Here is a 26,496-nt window from a genome sequence, read left to right as displayed (position 1 = left end):
TATGGCAGGCGAAGGCGGAAATATTGTTAGGAATGTTTTTGGGAAATCCTATAAAGAAGCAGAACATATCATGAAAGATGCTTCCAAAGGAACTCTGGATTTTAAATCCCCTCAGGAAAATACCTTTTATGGAAAAAAAGGAGGGAAGAAATTTGATGAATACCAGGCGAAAGAGCAAACAAAACCGCTACAGGTAAAAGCGGTAAAATGCTATGAAGATTTTGCATGTACAAAAGAGATTAAAATTATAGAAAAAGGGAAAAGCTATTTTTTTAAAGCCATTCAATACAACAGAACGCCAACAAAATCAGAATTGAAAAGACTTAAATGGGCTATACAGTATGATGATACAAATATAGCCAATGCACCACAGGTAACCGGTGAAGAAAAGATTTCTTATGCAGTACCGAAAGAAAGAAATATAACCAAACTGAGAGTATATGCCTTTTTTAAAGAATATAGCCCGAATGTAAAAGCAGAAGTATATTTAATAAAAGAAGAGATAGTAATCATTATAGGTACTGAGCAGCACTCAACAAATATTGCAAATAAACTGATGTTTCCAGGAGAAGCAGTCAGAAAAGTCCGTACCCAATATCCTAATTACCCCTTTGTAAAAGTAGCCCTGTTTACCGACGGATATTCTGAAAATCAGTTATCAACAATAACCAATGATTTAATTAAGCATAATAATGGCTTAACAGTAATAAGAGTTACTACGATAGATGATGTTATTAATATTATTAATTCTGGAAACAGGGATAGTGCAGCTTTTGATAATAAAAGAAGAGTAAAGGAAATTTTTGCATACTCTCATGGTTATGTAAGAAACGCAACCAATGAGGGAGTAATAGCATTTGGGTATGAGGGTAAAAATGCGGATAAACAAGAACTTGATGCCAAAAGCTTTTCAAAAGTTAATCCGGCTGTTTTTAGATGGAAATGCATCTGTATTTTATTCTTATGCGTGCAGAACAGGTATCGGAACAAGTTCGGAGACCACTACAAATGCTTTTAAAGATAAAAGCTTGGCACAAAAAATGGCTAATCATGGTAAATTAACAGTCTATGGATATATGAGGAGATCACTGTATGAAGATGCATGGGGAACACAGAACCATAGGGATACTTATGCATCAGATCATGATGAAGGAGGATCAGCCTGGGAAAACTTTAAAACAGATTTAAAAGACACGTATCAGTCGGATCCAAAAGATATGGATACTTATAATAAATACAGAAAAAAAGAAATAAAATTAGATAAAGCAATCTGGAATCCGGATGGGGCATATTTGGATGTAAAAGCAGGTACCTGGCCCGTTGGTGTACCGGCAACTTATGAAAAATTTTTACCAAAATAATATTATGAAAATAAAAACTCTTCTCACATTAATTTTTACAGCCCTAATCTTAATAAGCTGTAATAAAAGTAAGGATTTGGGCGGATACAGGGAAAATTATAGTTTAGAAAGTGGTTCTGCCATTATTGATACAACCGCATTTAAAAATTTTGTAGGAGAGATTCCCCGATCATTTAATAAAAATGTACATCAGCTGAGCAAAAAAATAACCTTTAAAATAAACCATTCAGACGGTATTGACCTGAAAGGAAACAGGATATTAATTACTTTGGAAAATGAAAATATTTATTTTGGAGATTATCATCAGGATATAGCAGTCAATGTTGGCTATGATCAGCCTTATTACGCAAGTTTAAGGTTTTATATCATAAATGATAAAAATAAGACCATTAACAAGTTTACTTCAGATCTTCACTATCCGATTTTTAAAAAACAATATAATGAAGCAGATGTTAAGCTTTTGTCTGACTCAAAAAGGATATACAATGATTTACAAACATCATATGAAATTACTAATATCCCGGATGAAATAGCTGAAAAGAAATAAAGCTTTGGATCAGTAGTAATACAATTAATACAATTTTTATTCCGGAAATATGAAGAAAAGAATAGTAACTGCAGGAGGATTTATAGGAATATTATTCTCAATATGGGATTCAGTGATTGATAAAGCAGATTCCGCTTTATCAGAGGATCATTTAGCCGGATTTATTTTCCATTCGGTTTTTAGTATGAAAACATTCGTATATCTGTTGATTGGTGGGGTCTCAGGATGGATAATAAGTTTAATGATTCATAAAATAAATGAGCTGTACCGTGAATGGAATGACTTTTAAACAATGGTAATAACAAAACAGTATGGTAGAAACGAGAGTAAAACCTTTCCAGAAATATATATCAGGCATTCACAATTACCAGGTAGAGAATGCCCTTGAAATACATTTTGGAGAAGCAAAAGGTTTTTATTCATCCTATAAAATCATGCTGGAGGAAAAAATAAACGAAGACCATACAAAAAACTGGCTGATACGAAAGATTGATGATCCTTCTTTTCCTTCTGAAAATAAATTCATGGAAATTCTCCATATTCTGGAACAAAGCTCTTATCCTTTAGAAATAAAAGTAGATGAAAGAGGGAATTTTCTTGGGGCCGCAGATCATCAGAAAAATATAGAGAACTGGAAATTGAAAACAGCTGGTCTTCAGGAAAAATATCAGAATGCTGATGTTTTCAGAAATCAGTATCTGGCTGCGTTTGAAGACGAAGCCGCTTTTTATAAAAATAAATTGAAAGAACCATTCTGGAACCTGTTGTTGTTTGCACCCTACTATGTAGATAACGGAGGGAAAAATAATGAATCCATCATATGGAATATCAAAGGAATCGGTAATGTAGAATGTATAGGAATTATTCATGCAGAGCAGAGAGAATATGGTTTTGAAGCTTTTTTTACTTCAGAGTCCCATGTTCAAGATCATGTAAAAGAAGAATTAGCTAAAAAATACCCTTATCTGGTGGGACAATATCAGGCGAAATTATATATAGAAATGGAATACAGTTCCTCAAAAAAACAGTATTCCAAAAGAAGGCTGACTTTATATTGTCAGATGGAGAAAAAACAGTATACCGGGAAACGATCACAATGACTTAAACTTTATGAACAAATGACATGGCGGATAAAGGATACATCATTATAGAAGGAGCCACTGCATACTGCAGCAGTTCTGTAACCAATAACTCCAGTGGGACAGCCGTTCCGATGGAAGTGAAAAGCCAGAAAAAGAAGCTGGGCAAAAACAAATATTTTGCGCAAAACAAGCCTGTAGCCACTTACCTTGATGATAAAGCAGACAGCTTCGGAGGGGGAAACGGATTTGGAAACTGTAAAGGCTCAGATGGGAAAACTTACCCATGTAAAGGCAAGTGCAATATCAAATATAAAGACTATTACGAAAATGTAGAATTCAACAAGAGTATGAAAATACTGTTGGATGCTTCCACAGGAAATTGTCCAGGATATGGAGTTCCCGGAACCATCGCTTTTGCAACCACCGGGCAGGCCAATAATGTTTCACAAATTGAAGTGAAAGAAGCTGACGAATTTTCTGTAGCTAATGCTTCACCGCAATGGCCAACATCCTCTGCCGCGGAGACAAGTATTGCTGTATCTTCCATTTCGATGGCAAAACCTGTATTGGCAGACAAACCTGCCGGAAATTATTACTATATCAAAGGAATGAATGGTCCTTTGTTTCCTGTTACAAACCCTTTTGATCATAATGATAACCTGGAATTGAAAGCTCAGTTCAAAGGAGATGAAAAGAAGATTATCTGGGCGCTGTTCAAAGGAGAAGGAACAAAAGATAAAATAAAAACGTTTATCGGGCTGGGCAGCAATTTCAGCCAATCTATGAGTAAGATATTTGATGGTCTCACAGAAGGGAAGTACAGACTGGAAGCTTATGGTAAAAAGGCTGGTGACGCCAAATGCTCAATCAATATAGAAATCATACAGGATTTCGTTAAAAAAATTGTTAGTCCGGGAGCTTCAACATTGATTAATATTCCACTACCATTATCAATTGAGCGGAAACTCAACATTACAACAGATCAGACAAAAATACTGAACAAAGGATTCTTTATGCCTGTAAATACCGTTCAATGGACGGTAAAACAAGGAGCAGCAGTCTTGTATAACAGTTCTTCCGGAGCATCTTCTTCGCATCTTGTTTCCGTGACAGGTGTTGGTGACCGTGTTATTCTTACTTTTAAAAATGCGGGTAAATATACTGTAGAAGCATTTACAGATCCTACAGATCCCAAACCGCAGTCTGTAGAAGTTAAAATTGAAAACAGTCTTGGCGTAATGGGAGTAAAAGGAGAGCCCGGACTGGTAAGATTCAATGATACAATCAAAGTGCAGGCTTCGAAGTTTAATGTTGCTTATATGCCTTCGGGAACTTCAGTATATTGGTATCTTAAAAAAGAGGGGATTGGGAGAGTGGCATTATTTGAAGGTTCACCCTCCTTCAACACTGGCATAATCAATAAAAAAGTCGCTGAACTTTTGTATAATGATGCAAAATTAACCAGTGATCAGTATTTTGGAAAATATGTGCTGGAGGCTTATGCCAATCCGGTTGGAGCTGGAAAACAGCCCGGGTTTTCCGGATCAGACTGTTTCAATTTTGAGGTGATCCAAAATGTTATTGATAAATTCACCCTTCCGGCTGCCAATATTCCGAAAGGAACAAAAATAAAATATACCGCAACGGCAAGAATTGCTACGCTTGTAGGTAATGAAGCTATAAAAATAGAAGCTCCGGATAAAGTTATCAATAACGGAGACGGAACCATAACATTTAACGACCTTGGTGAATATACTATTTCAGCATATTTAACCGGAGATTATACAGACAGTAAAAAAATTGAAGCCAAAGTAAAAGTTTCAGAACCTACTGTCAAAAGAGCGCTTTGGGCTTATGGAACCGGTGTGAAACGTACCGAAACCGGATTTGGAGAAGAGACCTATGGATTCCTTGAAATTGACGGACTTCAGAATCAGGCTTTAAAGATTAAAATCTGGGTTAAAGGAGAAGGTGATGATTTCTATAAAGAGAAAGACAAATACATGCTGGAGGAAAAAACCGTCACGCTTAACAGTGAGGGTAAAGCATCTTTCCTTATTACGACTAATGAGGATTACAAGAAAAAAATGGTGGCTGCCATTCCTAAAACAACTGAAAATCCCAATCCGTCTTACCGTCTGGTATTTACGGTAGAGCTTCAGGCAAGCTCGTCTGCGGATATTGTGCTTCCGGGGAATATTACCATTCAGGGAACTAAACCTGTGGTGGTAGACAACACTACAACTTATCTGGAAGTTTTAGATTCCAATGAAGAGCTGGTGATCACCTCCGAACAGAAAATTGTCTCCATTATGTTCTCCACGGAAGACGGAAAAGATATTCAGCGGATGCAGACTTTCTATGGTAAAACCCATAAACTTTGGGTACATACCGTTAATATGACTGAAGAAGTCCTGAAAATTGATGTTCTGAAAGAGATTCCCAAAGAAGGATTAAATGAGAAAGACCATATTACTTATACTCATGAAAGCAAACAAAGCTATAACGAAGAAAAAACAGGAAAAGACGGTTTGCTGGAAGTTTCCTTCACCGTAAAAGAAGAATGGAAAAATCCGCCTAAAAACTTTGATTACTACATAGCACAGGTCTCACGTCAGGTTCAGGATCCTGCTGATCCCAAAAGAAAGTCTGGAAAATAGAAAAAAGCCAGTTTACAATTAACAGTACACTTCCTGCAGATCTTGTCCGGACAGAGGATATGGAAAAACTGGGGATTCATGCAAAAAAGAAAGATGGAACCCCTTTTACAAAAGAAGAAATGCTGGAACTGAGAAAACAATTTATTTTTTACGAAAGCGGCTGCCTTAAAGTATCTCAGAAAGAGACTCCTGAAGCTATTGAGAATGATGTGATGCCGGTGGTTGTGGAAATGGCAGAGGTGAGAAAGCAGAAAACATGTTATTGCAACCGCGGTTTTACAGAAAAAGAAATGGAAGACCTCATTAAAACAATGACAGGAGGTACTGAAATCTGGCAGGGAATAAAGGAAAGCTGTGATATTACGGATAAAACCATCAAAAGCTTAACAAGTGAAGTAAATGCAATGTTTGCGAGTAACGGAATCAACCGCTGCATGCAGAAAATGTCATTTCTGGCAAATGTATCCGAAGAAACCGGCTTTTTTGTCCAGAGTAAAGAAGAAAAAAGTAAATATCTTTCCAGCCAGAGTACTTATAAAGGAAGAGGGATACTTCAGATTACAGGAACTGATGACGGAACAGGATATTACAATAATCCCGGACCCTATAAAAACTATGGAAAAGATAAATATGCTGATGAAAACAAATTTTTGGATGATAATGCAGATCTTATTTCTAAAGACCTTCATAATGCTGTAGATGTAGGAGGCTGGATTTTTAATTTTAAAAAGTTCCTTTATGGGAGCTTAATCCTAAAAAACCATATTCTAAAGAATTAACAGAAACCCTTGCATGGAAGCGTACATACTTTAGTAAGGGACTGGGAAAAAACCTTACAGAACTTGGAATTCTGATGGAAGAGGAGGAAGAGAAATATTTTTTCCTGCAAGGAAAAATTTTAAATGGATACTCTCCTGAACATAGACTGGAAAAACCTCCAATAGGATGGGAAGGCCGTAAAAAAGCTTTAGAAGTTAAAAAAATGGTTTAAGTACGATAAAAAAGTATGTGATGGAGATGTGGCCATGCCAAATCTTGAAGGAAGGGCCCCATGGATGGAACTGGTTTGGAAGGAGGAAGCTAAAAATCTTGTAGAAACGGGAACTAATAAAGAAATCCAGAAGTTTTTTGATGGAACCCCTTATGAAAATGCAATGAATAATGGTACAGAAAATGAAACGACTATTGCATGGTGTGCGGCTTTTGTTAACTGGATTATGAAACACTACGGTTACGAAGGAGTTACTACTGAAAAAGGATATGATGCCGTAAGGGCGTTAAAATGGGCAACGTGGGCAGAAGGGAAAGACCTGAAAAAGCCTGTTTACGGGGCAATTGCTGTGAAAACAAGAACCGGAGGCGGGCATGTAGGTTTTGTTGCTGGAAAAAAAGGAAATAAAGTCGTTATTTTAGGAGGTAATCAATCACAGAAATTGTATTGCGTAGCTTATGAAATTTCTGATTATTATGCCTATGTAGTCCCAACAAATTACGAAATTACAGACGCAGATTATAATTTACCGGAATATAAAGGAAATCCTGGTGCAAAAGGATCTGAACTTTAAATAAAAAAAGAAAATGAAACATAGAATTTTAATGAGCCTGCTTTTTATTTCATCTGCTTTAGTATCATGTCAAGATAAAAAGGCTGAAAGCAATAAGAATGTGACAGCTATTACAGAAAGTTCAGCAGGTCTGCAATTTAATCAAGATGTTAATGCTATGCTAAAAAAACAGTTAGAATACGGAAAACCTTCTTTTGATAATCCATATCTGTATTCTGAAAAAGATCTGGAAGTAACTACCCCAATACTTAATCAATTGTTATTGGATAACGGATATAAATCCTTAAGTAATGAAGAATTTAACAACAAAATTAAACAGATTTTTAACCGCATTATTGATAAAAATTCCAGCAATAAGTTTCTGTATGTCAATTTTATTGATAAGTGTGATAAGGAGCTGCATTTCTTTCCAAATAATGCAGAGAATAATGGGATATTCGTAGTCAAAAATCAGAACTTCATCACTGATCTTTATCCGCTTCCCGCAATTATTGATTATCAAAAAACATATTCAGAAACAGCCCGGGAAGAGAATTCAGCTCCCGGAAGCTATAAAGACGCAAGTGGAAATGAAGTAAAGAAATATTTATGGAAAGACGTTTCCAATCTGAAAGAACAGAGAAAAAAGAATTTGCAAACATTAATCGCCCGAAACTTATATCTATTTAATGAAAACAAAGCTCAGTATAAATGGCTTACCCTTAATGATTCATATTTTATGGATGCTTTGGTAAAGACTTTTGGTTATACACAAGATACTGACTTGCTGAGCTGGGTTATTGAAAGAACAAAATTTGATAAAAAAGATCCATCTGACTACGGTAAATTATTCTGGATAAAAGATTGTGATGAAAATATAAGGCTTCATGCCAATACGTTTAAGGTACTCCAAAAACTGTATCTTCCCAATGATTCTTCTGAGAACAGATTTATTCTGGATAATATTAAATCCTATTTAGAGTATCTGGGGAATAATGATAATCCTGAATCAAAAGTTTTAAAAGAAGCTGAAAAGATAAAAATAATGGCTAATCTCGCTTATTTTGCAGAACAGTATAAATATAATCCTTCTTATAATGACGGAACAAAAATGATGGGCAGGTTACGCTTTTTTGGGGGATAGTTCCAAAGAAATCTTGCAGAAAAATAATTACTTTAACCTTCCAAAGTTTAAAGAGTGGTGGGACAATGCAGACTATGACGAATATTTTGTTGAAGAATGTGAATACAATGGTACTTGCGGTCCGGATAATCAGCCCATGAATATTACAGAATGGAGAAAACAGCATCCTAAAAAATAAAAAGAAAAGCACAGTCAGAAATGGCTGTGCTTTTTCAACAGAACATTTCAATCTCTTAAAAACAAAAAAACCTCTGACTAATCAGAGGTTTTAAAGTGGTTTCTCCAGGAATCGAACCAGGGACACATGGATTTTCAATCCATTGCTCTACCAACTGAGCTAAGAAACCATTATATTTTTGTTTGACTTACTTCGTTGTTTTAAAGTGATGCAAAAGTAGTAAGTTTTAGTATACAAAGCAAGTATTCATCGTACTTTTTTTGAATAAAGTTAAAAACTTACTGATTATCAGCCGGATTATTTTCCTGCTCCTTTCTGATCTGTTCGCTCATCTCTTCCAATACCGGTTTTATCGTGTTTTCCGGAAGATCACTGATTCGGATATACATCAATCCATCGATCGCATCATTAAAGTTTGGATCCACATTAAAAGCAATTACTTTTGCATTCTGTTTGATGTATTTTTTGATCAGGACAGGAAGTCTCAATTCAGGTTCAAGATCATCAATAATCTTATCCAGCTTGTTGAGGTCAGATTCCATTTCCTCAAAGAAGATGTTTTTATCCCTGTCACGAAGCTTTACCTTGTATTCATTCCTTGGAGTGATATATTGAGCAACTGCAGAATCAAAATAATTGGAGCGCATAAATTCGATCATCAGTGATTTTGAGAATTCTGAGAATTTATTGGAGATACTTACACCCCCCATAAGAAATTTATGGTCAGGATTTCTCAGGCATACATGGACAATTCCCCTCCATAAAAGGAAAAGAGGAAGAGGTTTCTGCTGATATTCCTGGCAGATGTAGGCACGGCCCATTTCAATTACCTTTTTAAAGAAAGGATGGATGTCCTGCTCAAATTCAAATAAAGAACTCGTATAAAAGCCTTTGATGCCATATTTCTTCATGACCTCTCTACCCAGTGCCATTCTATAGGCTCCAACCAGTTTTTCTCACCATTATCCCAAAGGAAAAGATGATGGTAATGTTTATCATACTCATCAAGGTCAAAAGGAAGATTACTTCCTTCACCCACAGCATGGAATGTAAGCTCTCTCTGACGTCCGATTTCCCTCATGATAGAAGGAATTTCCTCATAAGTCGTAAAGTAAATCTCATAATTTCCGTTACTGAACAGCATTTTATCTGTCCCTCTCAGTTTATCAACATCCTTGATGATATCTTCAAGAGGCGTTTCATCTATAATATTCTGAACAATATTTTCTTCTTTCAGCAAAGGGAATTTTACCGATAAATTCTGAAGATTGATACTCTGAGCAAGAGATTTTCTTTTTCATAATAAGATTTCATCATATAAACCTTACGTTTCAGAAACTCGCCCAATTCCTCTATTGTTTCCATATCATCCATTGCCTTTACGGTGATAGGCCGCCCAATTCTGATTCTGATAGGTTTTTCCCTGTCATTCATCATTTCTGCGGGAAGCATCAGAGTCTGTAAATTCGGGTGAAGTTTGGCTACCTGATAAAAAAGCCGGCTGTTTTTGGCATGGAAATACATCGGAACTACAGGGACCTTAGCCATTCTGATAAGCTTAAGTGCTGTTTTTCCCATTCTTTATCTAAAATTTCTCCGTAAGGATTATTCTTGTTGGAAACTTCTCCTGCCGGAAAAATACCTACGCAACCTCCGTTTTGCAGGTGTTTGAGCGTTTCACGCATTCCCGAAGAGCTGCTGTAAGCTTCTTTTCTGTTTTCAAAAGGATTTACAGCGATTACATACGGTTCCATCGGTTTGATCTTTTCCAAAAGGAAATTACCCATTACCTTGAAATCCGGGCGAACCTCTGTCAGGATCTTGCACATCAGGATTCCGTCAATAGCACCCAGCGGGTGATTGGAAACCAGAATAAACGGCCCCGTTTTCGGAATCTTTGCCAGGTCCTCTTCAAAAGCTACATAGCTTAGGTTTCTTTCTCTCACAAATGAGTCGAAAAAGTCTTTGCCTTCCTTATCTTTTAATTTATCGTATAATTTATTTACTTCATTTATTTTAGCAATGCTCATCACAGCAGATGCTACCGGGTTCTTAAGGAACCCGATTTTATTTAAGCCGGAAGCTTTGATCAGATCGTTTTTCGAAATTAAACTCATGTGTGTTTAGTCGCAATTAATATTATTGTGTTACCATTTGAAGAGTATTCTTGGAAATTTGTTCCAATAATACATTTTTCATGGTAAAATTGATCAATGTGATCCTTCTTCGCATTTCTTACTGTGAATAAAGATACATTTTTAATTGCTTCGGTTTTAAAAATTTTTTGAAGCTCTTCGTTGAGCTCATCAATATGATTAAACTTATCTTCCAGGCACAATGCCAGGGAGATTGCAGAATTCTGCATTAAGGAAACTTTGATTTTATATTTGGATAAATATCCGAAAATCAAACTCATATGGTCCTCCGCAATGAAGGAAAAGTCTCTTGTGGAGATTTTCAGAAGGTCCTGGTTTTCTTTCAGAATATAAGTTTCCTCTTGTTGGTTTTTTCAGAAGCACCTACTTTTGTTCCCTCTTTGGCAGGATCTACGAAAGATTTTACATAAAAAGGAATATTTTTCTGCTGCAGCGGCTGCAATGTCTTCGGGTGAATAACACTTGCACCGTAATAAGCCATCTCAATCGCTTCCTCGTAGGAGATATTGGACAGCAGCTTTACATCACTGAACTTTCTTGGATCTCCCGTCATTACTCCCGGGACATCTTTCCAGATGGTCATCGCTTCTGCATTTAAGCAATAGGCAAAAATGGCAGCGGAGTAGTCAGAGCCTTCTCTGCCTAATGTTACCGTAAAATTATTCTCGTCAGACCCAATGAATCCCTGAGTTACATAGCAGATTTCAGGATTAAGATTTGAAATAAATTCTTCAGTTCTTGTCCAGTCTACTGTACCTTCTCTGTATGAATTATCTGTTTTTATATAATCTCTGGCATCTAACCATTGATTGGTAAACTGGATCTCATTCAGGTACTCACTTACGATTTTCGTAGAAATCATTTCTCCGCAGCTTACTACCTGATCGTATACAAAGTTGTAGTTGGGAGACTTGTTTCTTCTTAAAAAAGAATCAATATCATCAAAAAAGAGATTGATTTCAGCAAAAACCGCATGGTTTTCAGAGAAAAGTCCCTCCGCAATCTCAATATGTTTTCGTTTTATCTTTTCAATTTCAGTTTGATAGTTATCTTTTTTGAAATAAAGCTCTACAACTTTTTCCAACTCGTTGGTCGTTTTGCCCATTGCCGAAATCACCAGCAAACATTTGGCAAATCCCTGGCTTTGTAAAACCCTGGACACGTTTTTAACACTGTCAGCATCTTTTACAGATGCTCCACCAAACTTGAAAATTTTCATTAAATTGTTAAAAATAAAATTGTTAGATAAAAAATTACATGAGTTTTTTACGGACGTCAAAATTATAAATTTACAACGAGATATGAAATAGCCCGGAGGTGAGATAGAATTAAGATTTCCTTAAAATCAACGATTCATGAAATAATCCGACTTTTCATGAGTCTGATGTCACAAATTTGGGCCTGGAATTTTGGGCAGAAACCTTCTGTTATGATATTTTAGTTTTGTATTGTATTGAAATACAGTTAGTAATGACAGCTGTAATTAAATTTTCTTAATGCGATAAATTTTCCGAAATTTGGGCAAAACGTAAAAAGAAAAATATGTCAAATCAACCATTACAGACTTTAGGAGAATTTCTTATAGATAAACAGGACGATTTTCAGTATTCTACAGGTGAATTCTCTCGTCTTCTAAGTGCAATAAGATTGGCTTCGAAAGTGGTAAACAGAGAAGTAAACAAAGCCGGAATTGTAGATATAACAGGAGCTGCAGGAAATCAGAATATTCAGGGAGAAGAACAGCAGAAACTTGATGTAATCGCCAACGAAATTTTTATTACGGCTTTGTCTCAGAGAGAGGTTGTTTGTGGTATTGCTTCCGAGGAAAATGATGACTTTATTGATATTAAATGCGGTGAGAACGGACATTTAAGTAAATATGTAGTACTTATTGATCCTTTGGACGGATCTTCCAATATTGACGTTAATGTATCGGTAGGAACTATTTTCTATCTACAGAAGAGTTACAGAACCCGGAACACCTGTACAGCTGGAAGACTTTTTACAGAAAGGAATCAATCAGATTGCAGCGGGATATGTTATTTACGGTTCATCCACAATGATTGTTTATACAACAGGAAATGGGGTAAACGGATTTACATTAGATCCATCATTAGGAACTTACTATCTTTCTCATCCAAACATGACGTTCCCAAAAACAGGTAAAATTTATTCCATCAACGAAGGAAATTACATCAAGTTTCCTCAGGGAGTAAAGAATTATCTTAAATACTGTCAGATGGAAGAAGGTGACCGTCCTTACACTTCAAGGTATATCGGTTCATTGGTGGCAGACTTTCACAGAAATATGCTGAAAGGAGGAATTTATATTTACCCTTCTTATTCACAGGCTCCAAACGGTAAATTGAGACTTTTATACGAATGCAATCCTATGGCATTTCTTGCAGAGCAGGCAGGAGGAAAAGCAACAGACGGATTCCGAAGAATTCTTGAAATAGAACCTACTGAACTTCACCAGAGAATCCCGTTCTTCTGCGGAAGCGTAGAGATGGTAGAAAAAGCCGAAGAATTTATGCGAATTGACAGCGTAAAATAAATGGAAGCAACATATCTGAAATATTTATTACAATTTAAACGCCCGAGTGGAACATCTCGCGGCGTTTTGCTTGATAAGGAAACCTTTATCCTGACTGTTTCTGAAGAGGGAAGAAAAGGGATAGGTGAATGTGCTGTTTTCAGAGGATTGAGTTTTGATGACAGACCTGATTATGAAAAAAAACTGGAATGGCTTTGTGAAAATATCAACCTGGATGCAGCTTTTCTGAAGAAGAACTGAAAGAATTTCCATCGATCTGGTTTGGTTATGAACAGGCTGTTCTGAACCTTAGAAATGGCGGAAACCTTTATTTTCCGAGTGATTTTACTGAAGGAAAATCTTCTATTACCATCAATGGCTTGATATGGATGGGAGATGCAGCGTATATGGAAGAACAAATTCATGAGAAACTGGAAAAAGGTTTTCATTGCATCAAATTAAAAATCGGGGTTGATTGGAAATCTGAACACATTATCCTTCAGCAATTAAGAGAGAAATTTTCCAAAGATCAGTTGGAACTGCGTGTTGATGCCAATGGAGGATTCAGTAAAAACGAAGCGGTAGTTGTTTTAGAACAGCTTTCTGATCTTCATATCCATTCTATTGAACAACCTATCAAAGCCGGAAACTGGAATGATATGGCTGAATTGTGTGCAAAAACTCCCACTCCGATTGCATTGGATGAAGAGCTGATCGGAATTATTGATCCTGAAAAAAGAAACAGCTTTTAGAAAAAATTAAGCCACAATATATAATTTTAAAACCTGCATTGGTAGGAGGTTTTTCCGGTTCGGATGAATGGATCTACCTTGCTGAGAATCATAATATCGGTTGGTGGATCACATCAGCTTTGGAAAGCAACATTGGGCTGAATGCTATCGCCCAATATACTTTTACCAAAAAAATCCAATGCCTCAAGGTTTAGGCACTGGAGCTTTATTTGTCAATAATTTTGAATCCGGTTTAGAACTCAGAAATGAGCTGCTTTGGTTCAAAATATAGCTGATAAAAGTTTAATTAACATAATGGTGGAGTGAATCTGGACATGTAGCTTGTTCACAGTAGTCCGGTGCCCATGATCTGCAGCACATAGCAGCGGGATCCCATTTGTAACATTCAAGCGGGTATGTTCTTTGATTTTAGTTCATTTCATTTATTTTTCATGATAATGAATACGAATCTTTTTAGTGTATTAAATATGGATTTGGTTGGTTTCAGTTTTTAACCTGCAATCCCTTCCTGTTCAGAACATTTGAATTTTTTTAATCCGGTCTGTAGGAGGACCTGGCAGTAGTGGATCGAATATTTTGTTGATTTAGAGGTTGTTACACAATTAAATCACATCCTTTACGAAAATAGCTTTCTTGATATAGTTTAATATATTAGAAAACCTTTTTTAATCTGTCCCATAATTAAAAATTGTAATTCCCTAATAAATGAATTAGCAATCATTGTGCCATACTGGTGGTTTTTAGAGAATTTTTAACGTATAATTCATTTTTAGGGATTATTTTAATTATTTGTTAAGAAATAATTGTGAAAATGTTTTCACTCTCTTTAGATCTGCCGGTAATAAGACTTCTGTCAATTCCGTATAAATTCTGGAAGATATCATTTTGAACCTGAGAGCTGGAAAGATATCCCCAATGGTTTCCTATTTCATACTTTAAGCTGTTCAGAAGGTCATCTTTTACAAACGTACAGTCGATAACAGAAACAATATCTTTATACTGTTCAATGTCGCTCGGGCCATTTTTACCAAGCCTTGGGGTGAGAATATTTTTTGTAAACTGAGAAGCTCCGAGAATAATATCCTGCCTGTTTAAATAAATGGAAATTCTGTTAGCCAGTAAAGGAAGTTTATTAAATGAATCTTCAGCATCTTCAAATACTTTATAGCTCACATCTGCATTTAACAGGAGAACCTGATCGATAACACGAAGGATATTTTCCCTTTTAAGGCTGTATAACATACTTTGAAGCACTCTGTTTCCCATAGAATGGGCCATAAGATGTATCCTCTGATTACAGGGCGCAAGATCCCTGTTGGAAAAAATATCTTTTAAAAATTGGGTGTAGAAATAAAACAATCTCATCAGAGATGTTCCCGAGTTGATGCTGGAAGCTTTATCATCAAAATAGCTTAATGGGATCATACTGCCGGAAGCCGGCCAGCTTACGAATAAAATATGTTCTACTGGAGATGCCGGATTATCAATGAATATTTTCTTAAGATCGAGAATAGCTTTTAATTCATCATCAAAATCATATAAATAACCATGGATAAATATCAGGACGTCGCTTCTGTCTTTAGTGGAAGACATGTTTTTGTACAGTTCATAAAACATCCTTTGGGTTCCCCCTAGATTATTGGCAGTAAGGGATGATTTTTTAATTCCTTTTTCACTCAACAGAACTTCCAGAACCTCTTCATATCCCTGCTTTTCGGGTTCTGAAAAAAGCTTGTAATTTAAAATATTTCTGTTGGTATAGTCTTTTTTCTTTTTAACCTGCGCTGTAGGCTCCGTATAATTTTCAAAATCACACTTGGCAATTCTGAAATTAGGAATCGAGTATTCTTCATTGGAAAAAGAGTCTACTCTTTCACCTTTATGCCGGATAATTTTCCGGTTGCTTAAGATATAAACAGCCATGATGGTTATTGGTTATAACGGTTTTAGTTTTCCTAAATTAGTGAAAAATATTGAATTTCAGCTAATAACGGTTTTAAACTATGACTTTTACAAAAGCTTATTTTTCCGTAACTTTGTAAAACTTTTTTGCTAAAAACAAAAGCTACTTTAATGGAAGAAGAAAAAATCCCTCAATTTTATTGAGCAAATTATTGAAGATGATCTGGCAAACGGTCTGAAAAGAGATCAGATCCGTTTCCGTTTTCCGCCTGAACCCAATGGTTATCTGCATGTAGGTCATACAAAAGCGATCTGCATCAACTTTGGTCTGGGCGAAAAATACAACGCTCCCGTTAACCTTCGTTTCGACGATACGAACCCTGAAAAAGAAGAGCAGGAATTCGTAGATTCTATCAAGAAAGACGTTGAATGGCTTGGGTTCAAATGGGATAAAGAATTGTATGCATCCGACTACTTCCAGCAGCTTTACGAATGGGCAGTACAATTGATTAAAGAAGGAAAGGCGTATGTAGATGAGCAGCCTTCTGAAGTGATTACCGAGCAAAGAAAAAATCCTACAGAACCGGGAGTGGAATCACCTTACAGAAACCGTCCGGTAGAAGAATCTTTGGACCTGTTTGAAAGAATGAAAAACGGGGAGTTTGAAGAAGGAACAATGTCACTTCGTGCCAAAATCGATATGCTTTCTCCCAATATGAATATGCGTGACCCTGTGATGTACAGAATTCTGAAAAGACCGCACCACAGAACAGGTACCGCTTGGAAAATCTATCCGATGTACGACTGGGCACATGGTGAATCAGATTACCTAGAGCAGGTTTCGCACTCATTGTGTTCATTGGAGTTTGAAAATCACAGACCTCTTTATAACTGGTATCTGGATCAGGTATATGATGAATCTAAGGTAGCTCCCAAGCAGAGAGAATTTGCAAGGATGAATGTTTCCTATATGATTACTTCCAAAAGAAAGCTGCAGAGATTAGTGGCTGAAGGGGTTGTAACCGGATGGGATGATCCCAGGATGCCTACTATTTCCGGAATGAGAAGAAAAGGATTTACTCCGGCTTCTATCAGAAACTTCATTGAGAAAGTAGGGGTGGCAAAAAGAGAGAACCTTATTGAAATTCAGTTGCTTGATTTCTGTGTACGTGAAGACCTTAATAAAGTTGCCAAGCGTGTGATGGCTGTTGTAGATCCGGTGAAATTAGTGATCGAAAACTATCCTGAGGGCAAGGAAGAATGGTTGGAAACTGAAAATAATCCGGAACAGGAAGATGCAGGGACGAGAGAAATTCCGTTCTCAAGGGAGTTATATATTGAAAGAGAAGACTTCAAAGAAGAAGCTAATAATAAATTCTTCAGACTTAAATTAGGTGGGGAAGTCCGTTTAAAATCTGCTTATATCATTAAAGCGGAGAGGGTAGAAAAGGATGAAAATGGGGAGATTACAACCATTTACGCTACTTATGATGAGAAGAGTAAATCAGGAAGCGGAACAGAGGAAAGTTTAAGAAAAGTAAAAGGAACTTTACACTGGGTATCTGCAAAACATGCTATTCCTGTAGAAGTAAGAATCTACAACCAACTGTTTACAGTGGAACAGCCTGATGCGGAAAAAGACGTAGATTTCTTAAACTTCATCAACCCGGAATCTGTAACAACGGTAAAAGGATTTGCGGAACCAGGTCTGAAAGATGTTGCGGTGGGAGAGCCATTACAGTTCCAGAGAATCGGATATTTTACGAAAGATCAGGATTCTACAGATGATACATTGGTATTCAACCGAACAGTAACATTGAAAGATTCTTATAAACCTGAATAATCTTCAGGAAAAGATCATAAACCAAAAGCAGGACTTCATTTGGAGTCCTGCTTTTTTGTTGGAAAACGCAAAGGCGCTAAGAATTTTGTGTAGGTGATTATTTTTAAGGCGCGAGGAAGTCGAAGATTTCCAGCAAGTGTAATGCCTATCATCACTATTCTTATCTTTAGGAATAAAAGCAGTATACAATTTTATCGAGATAAAATCTTCACGTCTTAAAAGCGGTTGAAAAAATAACCTTGCGTCCTTGCATTTTACAACATACAATTGATAACCTGAAATACTTTAAAAATATTTGATAAACAAAATCAGAACTTCATTGAAGTCCTGATTTTATTTTAATAGTTTAAAATCTGAAATAAGATTCTATTTCAGGAAATCCTTGTCCTGATAGGCGGGGTTTGGGTATTTATAAAATCCTTCTCCAGCCAGTACTCCCAGCTTTCCTTTATCAATATACTCTTCTTTTAATTTCTCAACAGCTTTGATCTTTAGCGGTTCCTGAGTTTCTTCAGCTTCCATCTTATTAATATGATAAGCCGTCGTAATTCCTACAATATCCAGAATTCCAAACGGGCCGGCTGGTGCTCCGGTAGCGACCATCCATGTCTTGTCGATCGTTTCTATATCTGAGACTTCATCTACCCAGAGATTGACTGCAGCGCCAAGCAGCGGAACCAATAATGAGTTGACAATATATCCCGGTTGTTCCTTCAGGATAGGCAGTGCTACCATTCCAATCGCTTTTGCAAAGTTGATAAGCGAATCAAATACTTCCTGCGAAGTTCCGGGATGACGCATTACTTCTCCGGTATTGTGCTTCCAGATTTCATTGGCAAAATGAAGGGCTACAAACTTTTCCGGCCTTCCTGTAGCTTCAGCAAACTGGCTTGGAAGAAGAGTGGAAGAATTCGTTGCAAATACGGTTTTTTCAGGGGCTACCTGCGCCAGCTTATGATAGAATTCCGTTTTAATGGCTGGATCTTCAGGAACAGCTTCTATCAGAAGGTCGGCATCTTTCACTGCTTCAGCAAGATCAGATGAATAGCTGATATTTTTAAATGTGGCATCAAGTTGTTCCTGCGTTGCACCCAGGTCTTTTTTATAAGCTTCACTTAGAGCAGTGAATTTACCTTTGGCTTTTTCCAATATTTCATCATTGATATCATATACGGTAACTTTGAAACCGTGATAGGCAGTCTGGAAGGCGATCTGATATCCCAATACGCCGCTTCCCGCTATCGTTATATTTTTGAAATCCATGTGATTTATTTTTAGTCTTTTATTCCTTTTACCCATTCCTGAAATCTGGTTAAGAAAGATTCATGCTCTTCTTTTTCATCAGGACGGTTTACCAGAATGTGTTCAAAATAAGTTCCTTTTAATATTTTTCTTAATATTCCTTCTCCTAAGAAAGGTTTATAGTCATTCAGAGCCTGAGTCGCTTTTAATAAATGTCGGATATCATACTGTAATGGATTGATGTCAGGAACCTGTTTGTTAAGGTTCAGAAGGTTGTAAACGGCTATTCTCGCAGTTCTTACAGAACTTTCCATCGTGAAGACCACATCATTATTGGTTTCTACAAACTGTCCTACAAGACCCAGATTGGTACATCCTTCAGGAACCACTCTCGGGCGGTCTCCCATCGCTCTCGGCATAAACATAGACGTGATATAAGGCATGAATGCTGTACGTACAATTGTATTTTCTGTAACATTATCCAGCTGGTCTGCTATTCCAAGGTGATAACATAACTCCGCAAGAATTTCGTTTCCGGTACATTGAGGCATAGTTTTTTGATATAATTACCTTCTTTATCCATCAGTAAAGCATACACCCAAACTACAAGGATATCATCAGGCTGAGTAGGGAAGTGTGGTTGTCTGTTGCAGGTAAAACTCATTACCCAATTGGAATCTGTAATGGTAATAATACCTCCTGTAGCGGTTCTTCCTGAATAAGGATCGTTCACACAAAGTTCTTTCAGTTTCTCTGTGAAAGCAGAAGGACGGCATGTTAAGGTTGCGGATTCCCAGGAAGATTTTTCAATATGGCTACAGAATTTTTCAGGTTTTCCGAATACTTGAGATTTTGCGGCAAGGTTTTTCCATAGTTTCCATCCGGCACTTTGTCCTGCACTGCTGTTATCTATTGTTACTTCAGGAACAGTATTGTTATCACCGTAGAAGGTACTTTCGGTCATAGATCCGGTAGTTACAATAACGTAATCCTCTTTACCAACCGGTATTCTTACTTCTTCTCCGTTTTGCTCAGTAATAATTCCTTCTACGGTTTTCCTTCCGTGTTAATATGAATATCGAGATCTTTTACAAGGGTATTAAACTGAATCTGTACCCCTTTTTCTATCAGGAAGTTTTTTAATGGAGTTACATACGTGTCATACTGGTTGTATTTTGGAAATACCAGACATGAGAAGTCTTTCATTCCGTCAATGGCATGAAGGAACCTGTGCATATAAAGTTTCAGTTCCAGTAAGCTGTGCCAGTTTTCGAAGGCAAACATAGAACGCCAGAAGAACCAGAAATTACTGTTCAGGAAAGATTCAGAAAAATAATCTTCAATAGTAAGATCGTCCAGCTCTTCTTTTTCTTTAACAGGAGCTTTACAATGGCCAGCTGATCTTTTTTCTCAAGTCCGAACTTACTGAAATCCTTGATCTGTCCCTGATTATGAATGAGTCTTGCTTTAGAATAATTCGGGTCATTGTCATTAACAAGACGGTATTCATCCAATACACTGTAAGGTGCAGGAAGCTCCAAAGCAGGAATATCCTGAAACATATCCCATAAATTTTCATAAGTCATGTCCATTTCCCTTCCCCCGCGGATGATGTAACCATCTTTTGCGTTACCGGCTCCATCCAGAGATCCGCCTTCAACATTCAGCTGGTCAAGGAAAATGATATTTTTGCCGGGTACACGGCCATCACGAATGAAATAGTAAGCGGCTGACATCCCGGCAATTCCGCTTCCTACAATATAGATTTTACTGTTTTCGTAAGACTGTAAAGGAATTCCTTTATTACGTTGATAGTTTCCGATCTGATCGGAGAAAGGCATCGTTTTTTCAGGAGTGTTAATCTGTACTTCTTTGCTTGAATCCGGTTCGTGGTTTACATTTCCAAACTGGTCAGAGGCATTTAAAACTTTATCAAATTTTGAATTGATCGTACTCATCTTTTATTGTTTTTAATTAACAATATAAAGGTACCTCTATTCAGAACGCGATATATATCCTCAAGTTCAGAATTATTATCCCCAAATTCTTATGACTGGATATTTTCTTTAATTCTATATTCTGAAGGAGAAAGTGTAGTGTGCTTTTTGAAAAAGCGGCCGAAAGCCGATGCTGAATTAAACTGAAGTTCAAAGGCGATCTCCGATATGGTGACCTCAGGATTTCCAAGCATGACGTAAGCTTCTTTCAGCAGCGCTTCATCAATAACCTCATGAGGTGTTTTTCCGCTTGCTTTCTTAATGATTTCGATGAGGTATTTATTGGAAACATGAAGTTGATCCGCATAAAACTGAACCGTCCGTTCCCTGGTGATATTTTCACGGATCAGTTTACCGAATTTCAGATAAAGGTCTTTTTTCCTTCTTCCTTTTCCGGATTTAAAGCATTTTCCTGTTCCATAATCTCAGCAGTCTCCAGCAGGAGATTGAAAATAATGGTACGGATAATTTCTTCAGTGAATTTACCCTGTTTCTTGGATTTTTTGTCAAGATAATCCAGAAGGTTCTGCAGCAATAAAGAATTTTTTGCAGTGGTCTTTACAATGCTGTATGAACCTTTGGAAAAAAGATTCATTTTTTCAATGATAAAAGGATTGGAAATATTTTTAATCAAAAAATTTTTGTCAAAGAATAGCAGTTTCATCGTAAAATCGTCACTTACCTTTCCAAATTTCACAATTGTAGAAGGTGCAGCTATTAAAAAGCTGTGAGCATCTACCCGGTATTTCTGGCGGTCTATCTCAATATTGATTTCCCCTGCAGTACAAATGCACAGGGCATAATAATCCATTCTGAAAGGAGACTTCGGAAATTTGAAAATCGGTTTCCCGGAGGAAATATAGTAGGATTGGCAGCAATCAATACTGTAAAAAGATAAGGTATCATGTAAATTTTCGTAGGTAAGCATTCTTACGTATTGATTAAATTTTTATTGTGTTTTTAATAAATTTTAGTTTAAAACTTCTGTTATTACTGCAATTTACGTTTTTATAAAAGTATTTGGGTCTTTATGTGCTAAAAATTATTTCAGACGGTCATGTTAAATGGTTTTATGAATATGTTTATTAAAAAAAGGTTTAAATAAGGGCTTTTGAGTTATTTTATCTAATTTTGCATTTTCAAATTACACCCCCAATATTATTGTGAGATTAATTAGCGTATATACGAGTTCTTTCAAAGGACTCTCGCAGGAGAGTTGGATGCTGGCGTTGGTAATGCTCATCAACAGGGCCGGTTCTATGGTACTTCCGTTTCTGGGAGTTTATATGACGAATCATTTGCATTTCAGTATTGAAAATTCAGGAATTGTACTGAGCTTTTTCGGAATAGGTTCGGTTATCGGATCGTGGCTGGGGGAATGATCACTGATAAAATCGGTGAGTACAGGGTACAGAGCCTGAGTCTGCTGCTCAGCGTTCCTTTATTCTGCCTGATTCCGCTTTTTACAACAGAAGCTGGTCTGGCAGGAATTATTTTGGCTCAGAGTATTGTAAGTGAAACATTCCGCCCGGCCAACTCGGTAGCCATTACAAAATATGCAAAACCTGAAAATATTACGAGGGCTTTTTCACTGAACCGAATGGCTGTCAATCTGGGATTTTCCATCGGACCCGCATTGGGAGGCATTTTATCGGCTATTTCTTATGAGTTTCTGTTTTTCAGTAATGCACTGACCGCTTTGCTGGCAGGGCTGATGTACATCTGGTTCTTTAAAGACCGGGCAAGATTAGCTAAACAGAAGGCAAAAAAAGTAAAAGAGGCAATTGTGATTAAAAAAGAAAGCTCTCCATACCGGGATGGTAAATTTTTGATTTACTGTGCCTTCTGTATGCTGTTTTCCATATGCTTTTTCCAGCTGTTCAGCACACTGACAATATTTTATAAGGATACTGCTCATCTTAGCCAGCAGAATATCGGATATATCCTGGGATACAGCGGTTTTCTGATCGTACTGCTTGAAATGGGGCTGGTACAGATTGCTGAGAAGTATTTTACATTAGCTTTTACAATGCAGATAGGAACTTTCCTGTGCGGATTTTCTTATGCCATGCTTGCTTTTGATTACAGTATGATTACACTTGTCCTGTCTATGACCTTACTTTGTGTGGGAGAAATATGGACACTTCCTTTTATGTCAACCATTACAGCATTACGTTCAGGGGAGAACAATAAAGGTGCTTATATGGGGCTGAACGGAATGTCTTTTTCCATTGCATTTATCGTCACCCCTTACATAGGAACACTGATAGCGGAAAAACTAGGCTTCAATGCATTGTGGATTGGAACCGGAGTATTGGCCGTGGCTATTGCCATTGGTTTCTATTTTATTATCCCATGGATGCTTAAAGATAAAAATAAGGAAGAAGAGATGATATAGCGCTTTTATTTTTAAACCAAAAGATGCGGGCAATTTCGTAGAAATTGCCGCATCTTTTACTATTTACAAACCATTTACGATAAAGATTTTGAAAGAATCGTATTGATGATCATATTTGCATGAATTCTGGAGTTTTCAATAAACCATAAATGAGTATCTTTCCCTCCGCAAACAACTCCCGCAAGATAGAGATTGGAAATATTGGTTTCCATGGTTTCAGGATTGTAAAAGGATTCAGGCAGTCTCCGTTGAGTTCAATTCCTGAGTTTTTAAGAAATTCAAAATCGGGAAGATAGCCTGTCATGGCCAGAACAAAATCATTATCAATTTCATGAATTTCTTCCTTTTCATCTTTAAAAACTACCGTATTTTCTTTAATTTCGATCATTTCTGCATTGAAATGGGCTTTAATGCTGCCCTCTGCAATTCTGTTTTCAATATCCGGTTTTACCCAGTATTTTACACTTTTTGAAATCTCAGCATGACGGATGATCATGGTAACTTCAGCTCCTTTTCTGTACGTTTCCAACGCTGCATCTACAGCAGAATTACTGGATCCCACCACCACAATTTTCTGTCTTGCATAAGGGTAAGGTTCGGTATAATAATGTTTGACTTTCGGGAGACTTTCTCCCGGAATATTTATAAGGTTTGGAATATCATAAAACCCGGTAGCGATGACCACATTTTTGGCTCGGTAGGTTGCTTTGGAAGTCCTGATTTCAAATATTTCATCTTTTTTCGAGACATTCAGAACTTTTTCATACAGGTTGATATTCAGTTTTTTTGCCTGGCAATTCCCTGATAGTATTCCAGTGCTTCCTGCCTTCCTGGTTTGGGAGCGGTAGAAATAAAAGGAATCTCATCAATCTCCAGCTTTTCAGCAGTAGAGAAAAAGCGCATGTACAAAGGATAATTGTAAAGAGAATTGACAATAGTTCCTTTTTCTATGATTACATAATTAAGATTGTTTTTTTGAGCTTCAAGGGCGCAGTTCAAACCTATGGGTCCGGCCCCGATAATCAGAATATCCAACATTTCCATCTAACAAATGTACGATGTAATTTTTAAAATGAGAAGCCGAAACAACTCAACTCTCATAGTCTTTATCTCTTTACATCATCTGCTCCTTGGCATCAGATTTGGTGTTTTCTACCAATTGCAAAATCTTAAATATGAAAAAATTACTGATTGCTGTATTCGTTATGAGTATTGTTGTAGCCTGTAAGAAAGAAGCTGGAAAACCTGTTCCGAACGAAATAGATTCCATCGCACAAAATAAAACAGACAGTGCACGTACGGTTCAGAATAGTGCTGATAAAGAAGCCGCTTTAAAGCAGACCAACGATGAAGCTTTGAAGGCACTGAAGAATAAAGATTACACCGCTTTTGCTTCGTTGATTCACCCACAGAAAGGAATCCGTTTTTCAATGTATGCTTTCGTTAATCTGAAAGAAGACAAACATTTTTCCAAAGCAGATTTTGAAAAATATCAGCCTACCAAAACTTTGTTTACCTGGGGAGCGCACGATGGTTCCGGAGATCCTTATAAGGCAACGATCAATGATTATTTGAGTAAATGGGTTTTTTCTAAAGATTTTACAGTATCACAATATTCATTGAATAAATTCATCGGAAGTGGTAATTCCCTGAATAATTTAAAGGAAATATATCCTAAATATGATTTCACAGAAAATTATATCAAAGGAACCGAAAAATCCGGTAATATGGATTGGAAAACACTACGTTTTGTATTTGAAGAATTTCAGGGTAAATATTATCTGGTTGCTGTTATAAATGACCAGTGGACGGTATAGAAGTTAGAAGTCAGAAGTGGCATGTAAACTTCCGGCTTCCAGCTTCTAACTCCCTCTTTTTTATTTATTTCAAAACTTCAGTCAGTTGGCGGGTCAGATTTCTTCTTGAGAACTGATCAATATGCTGAGTGTTTTCAAGAAGAGCGCCACTTTTCCAAAGGTTGAATTTTTCCTGAATAAATCTCTTGACTATTTCTGTGTCCTGATAACCGAAATGTTTTCCTGCCTGGGTTTCTTCCAGGATTTTGGCAACATCAGCCTTGTCCGGACCAAATGAAAGGATCTGCTTTCCGGAAGCCAGGTATTCAAATATCTTTCCGGGGATGATACCTTTTGAAGACTCATTCGGAAAGTTGGTAATAAGAAGCATATCAGAATGCTGCATTTCCTCTACGGCTTTTCCATGAGCAAGATATCCAAGGTTCTCAATATGATTTTTAAGGCTTGTATTTTCGATAGAATGTAATATTTTATCATCTATTCTCCCTACGAATTTCAATTTGAAGTCAGCTGCAAATTCAGCATTTTCCCTGATAAGCTCATCCAGTGCTTTCCAAAGGTTCTCCGGATTTCGGAGCTGCTCAAGAACCCCAATATAACTTAGAGTAAATACTTGTCTAATTTGCAAATTTGCCTTTTCGCTATTTTGTCCTTCTGCTTTTTTACCAGAATCACTTTCATCAAATCCATTGGTGATACAAACAGCATTGGCTCCCGCTTTCCTGAAGTTTTCGGCATCAGTATAACTTGTCGCTAAGGTAATATCCGCATTCTTAAATACCGCACTTTCCAGCTGACGGTGCTTTTTATCCGAACTTTTGGTTAATTTCAAATGCTTATAATAAGAAATCTCTGTCCATGGATCACGAAAATCAGCAATCCATTTAAGATCCGGTAGTTTATTTTTGAGACCTAAACCAATCAGATGAAGAGAGTGGGGAGGACCTGAGGTTACAATCGTATCGATATTATTTTCTTTCAGGTATTTTTCCAGGAATTTAACGGAAGGTTTTACCCAGAAAACCCTGGCATCAGGAATGAAAAAATTACCTCTTACCCAGATTGAAAGTTTGGATTTCCAGCTTTGGTTTTTTCCGACATCAAACTGTCCGGCCTTAAATTTTTTGTTGCTTTTATTCAGCTTTTCGGCAAGCTGATAAGGTTCCCATATTTTGGTCCTTACGATCTCAATATTTTCAGGAACATCTTTCATCAGGGTTTCATCCAGCAATGGATAACTTGGGTTTTCCGGGGTGTAGATGATAGGTTTCCAGCCGAATTCCGGCAGATATTTTGCAAACTTCAGCCATCTTTGAACACCAGGACCTCCCGCAGGA

The 26,496-nt window shown here is 36.9% G+C and carries 18 protein-coding genes, 1 tRNA gene and 8 pseudogenes; 17 read left to right on the top strand and 10 right to left on the bottom strand.

Annotated elements, in window-relative coordinates; translation table 11 throughout:
* Window position 1 precedes the first annotated feature (1 nt).
* The 11 genes from OWR28_RS18805 to OWR28_RS18755 all read left to right on the top strand — a co-directional run bounded on the left by OWR28_RS18805 (window position 2) and on the right by OWR28_RS18755 (window position 8,516).
* On the top strand, window positions 2-1,018 hold the full coding sequence (locus OWR28_RS18805; RefSeq protein ID WP_332388004.1) for a hypothetical protein: 1,017 nt from the start codon (window positions 2-4) through the stop codon (window positions 1,016-1,018).
* Window positions 1,019-1,040: 22 nt separating this feature from the next.
* Window positions 1,041-1,361 carry a hypothetical protein gene (locus OWR28_RS18800; protein ID WP_332388003.1) on the top strand — a complete coding sequence of 107 codons (321 nt, stop codon included), beginning with the start codon at window positions 1,041-1,043 and terminating at the stop codon, window positions 1,359-1,361.
* A 4-nt stretch (window positions 1,362-1,365) separates the two neighbouring features.
* Window positions 1,366-1,908 carry a hypothetical protein gene (locus tag OWR28_RS18795; RefSeq protein WP_332388002.1) on the top strand — a complete coding sequence of 181 codons (543 nt, stop codon included), beginning with the start codon at window positions 1,366-1,368 and terminating at the stop codon, window positions 1,906-1,908.
* A 49-nt stretch (window positions 1,909-1,957) separates the two neighbouring features.
* Window positions 1,958-2,197 (top strand): hypothetical protein, encoded by a 240-nt coding sequence (locus OWR28_RS18790; RefSeq protein WP_332388001.1) that lies wholly within the window; start codon window positions 1,958-1,960, stop codon window positions 2,195-2,197.
* Between the two features lie 22 nt (window positions 2,198-2,219).
* A complete protein-coding gene (locus OWR28_RS18785) occupies window positions 2,220-3,008 on the top strand; it encodes a hypothetical protein (RefSeq protein ID WP_332388000.1) in 789 nt (262 codons plus the stop codon).
* Window positions 3,009-3,031: 23 nt separating this feature from the next.
* The gene (locus OWR28_RS18780; RefSeq protein ID WP_332387999.1) at window positions 3,032-5,650 is read left to right on the top strand and encodes a hypothetical protein; all 2,619 of its coding nucleotides are present in this window, start codon (window positions 3,032-3,034) and stop codon (window positions 5,648-5,650) included.
* A gap of 59 nt (window positions 5,651-5,709) precedes the next feature.
* Complete coding sequence (locus OWR28_RS18775) at window positions 5,710-6,429, top strand: hypothetical protein (protein ID WP_332387997.1); 720 nt, start codon at window positions 5,710-5,712, stop codon at window positions 6,427-6,429.
* 74 nt (window positions 6,430-6,503) lie between these two features.
* Window positions 6,504-6,641, top strand: coding sequence for a hypothetical protein (locus OWR28_RS18770; protein WP_332387996.1), 138 nt, complete (start codon window positions 6,504-6,506; stop codon window positions 6,639-6,641).
* A 34-nt stretch (window positions 6,642-6,675) separates the two neighbouring features.
* On the top strand, window positions 6,676-7,215 hold the full coding sequence (locus OWR28_RS18765; RefSeq protein WP_332387995.1) for a TIGR02594 family protein: 540 nt from the start codon (window positions 6,676-6,678) through the stop codon (window positions 7,213-7,215).
* A gap of 13 nt (window positions 7,216-7,228) precedes the next feature.
* Complete coding sequence (locus OWR28_RS18760) at window positions 7,229-8,338, top strand: hypothetical protein (RefSeq protein ID WP_332387994.1); 1,110 nt, start codon at window positions 7,229-7,231, stop codon at window positions 8,336-8,338.
* 13 nt (window positions 8,339-8,351) lie between these two features.
* Complete coding sequence (locus OWR28_RS18755; RefSeq protein WP_332387993.1) at window positions 8,352-8,516, top strand: hypothetical protein; 165 nt, start codon at window positions 8,352-8,354, stop codon at window positions 8,514-8,516.
* A gap of 96 nt (window positions 8,517-8,612) precedes the next feature.
* Here the strand turns inward: OWR28_RS18755 and OWR28_RS18750 are convergent.
* The 3 genes and pseudogenes from OWR28_RS18750 to OWR28_RS18740 all read right to left on the bottom strand — a co-directional run bounded on the left by OWR28_RS18750 (window position 8,613) and on the right by OWR28_RS18740 (window position 11,891).
* Window positions 8,613-8,685, bottom strand: a tRNA-Phe gene (locus tag OWR28_RS18750).
* A gap of 109 nt (window positions 8,686-8,794) precedes the next feature.
* Window positions 8,795-10,633 (bottom strand): annotated as a pseudogene (locus OWR28_RS18745) (bifunctional lysophospholipid acyltransferase family protein/GNAT family N-acetyltransferase).
* Window positions 10,634-10,655: 22 nt separating this feature from the next.
* Window positions 10,656-11,891: pseudogene (locus OWR28_RS18740) on the bottom strand (aspartate kinase).
* A gap of 323 nt (window positions 11,892-12,214) precedes the next feature.
* Here OWR28_RS18740 and OWR28_RS27125 point away from each other — a divergent pair.
* From OWR28_RS27125 to OWR28_RS18730, 3 genes and pseudogenes are all read left to right on the top strand, one after another.
* Window positions 12,215-12,752: pseudogene (locus OWR28_RS27125) on the top strand (class 1 fructose-bisphosphatase); the annotation flags it as partial.
* 63 nt (window positions 12,753-12,815) lie between these two features.
* Entirely contained in the window at window positions 12,816-13,229 is a 414-nt protein-coding gene (locus tag OWR28_RS27120; protein ID WP_494168487.1) for a hypothetical protein, read from the top strand.
* Window positions 13,230-14,231, top strand: a pseudogene (locus OWR28_RS18730) (o-succinylbenzoate synthase).
* Window positions 14,232-14,752: 521 nt separating this feature from the next.
* On the opposite strand, the gene OWR28_RS18725 reads toward OWR28_RS18730, so the two are convergent.
* Window positions 14,753-15,883: an alpha/beta hydrolase gene (locus tag OWR28_RS18725; protein WP_332387992.1), complete on the bottom strand. Its 1,131-nt coding sequence runs from the start codon at window positions 15,881-15,883 to the stop codon at window positions 14,753-14,755.
* Between the two features lie 154 nt (window positions 15,884-16,037).
* Here OWR28_RS18725 and OWR28_RS18720 point away from each other — a divergent pair.
* Window positions 16,038-17,705 (top strand): annotated as a pseudogene (locus OWR28_RS18720) (glutamine--tRNA ligase/YqeY domain fusion protein); the annotation flags it as partial.
* 366 nt (window positions 17,706-18,071) lie between these two features.
* Here the strand turns inward: OWR28_RS18720 and OWR28_RS18715 are convergent.
* From OWR28_RS18715 to OWR28_RS18700, 4 genes and pseudogenes are all read right to left on the bottom strand, one after another.
* Entirely contained in the window at window positions 18,072-18,968 is an 897-nt protein-coding gene (locus tag OWR28_RS18715; protein ID WP_332387991.1) for a 3-hydroxyacyl-CoA dehydrogenase, read from the bottom strand.
* A gap of 11 nt (window positions 18,969-18,979) precedes the next feature.
* Window positions 18,980-20,905 (bottom strand): annotated as a pseudogene (locus OWR28_RS18710) (oleate hydratase).
* A gap of 89 nt (window positions 20,906-20,994) precedes the next feature.
* Window positions 20,995-21,207 carry a helix-turn-helix domain-containing protein gene (locus tag OWR28_RS18705; RefSeq protein ID WP_332388067.1) on the bottom strand — a complete coding sequence of 71 codons (213 nt, stop codon included), beginning with the start codon at window positions 21,205-21,207 and terminating at the stop codon, window positions 20,995-20,997.
* 98 nt (window positions 21,208-21,305) lie between these two features.
* Window positions 21,306-21,872 carry a hypothetical protein gene (locus OWR28_RS18700; protein WP_332387990.1) on the bottom strand — a complete coding sequence of 189 codons (567 nt, stop codon included), beginning with the start codon at window positions 21,870-21,872 and terminating at the stop codon, window positions 21,306-21,308.
* 292 nt (window positions 21,873-22,164) lie between these two features.
* Here OWR28_RS18700 and OWR28_RS18690 point away from each other — a divergent pair.
* Window positions 22,165-23,342, top strand: a pseudogene (locus tag OWR28_RS18690) (MFS transporter).
* 74 nt (window positions 23,343-23,416) lie between these two features.
* Here OWR28_RS18690 and OWR28_RS18685 read toward each other — a convergent pair.
* A pseudogene (locus OWR28_RS18685) lies at window positions 23,417-24,386 on the bottom strand (YpdA family putative bacillithiol disulfide reductase).
* A gap of 131 nt (window positions 24,387-24,517) precedes the next feature.
* On the opposite strand from OWR28_RS18685, the gene OWR28_RS18680 reads away from it, so the two are divergent.
* Window positions 24,518-25,159 (top strand): hypothetical protein, encoded by a 642-nt coding sequence (locus OWR28_RS18680; RefSeq protein WP_332387985.1) that lies wholly within the window; start codon window positions 24,518-24,520, stop codon window positions 25,157-25,159.
* A 64-nt stretch (window positions 25,160-25,223) separates the two neighbouring features.
* Here OWR28_RS18680 and OWR28_RS18675 read toward each other — a convergent pair whose 3' ends face one another.
* Window positions 25,224-26,390 (bottom strand): glycosyl transferase family 1, encoded by a 1,167-nt coding sequence (locus OWR28_RS18675; RefSeq protein WP_332387984.1) that lies wholly within the window; start codon window positions 26,388-26,390, stop codon window positions 25,224-25,226.
* Between the last annotated feature and the right edge of the window lie 106 nt (window positions 26,391-26,496).

The organism is Chryseobacterium sp. 1B4 (genome assembly GCF_036631475.1).
Lineage (GTDB): Bacteria > Bacteroidota > Bacteroidia > Flavobacteriales > Weeksellaceae > Chryseobacterium.
This window is presented reverse-complemented; position numbering and strand designations above follow the sequence as displayed.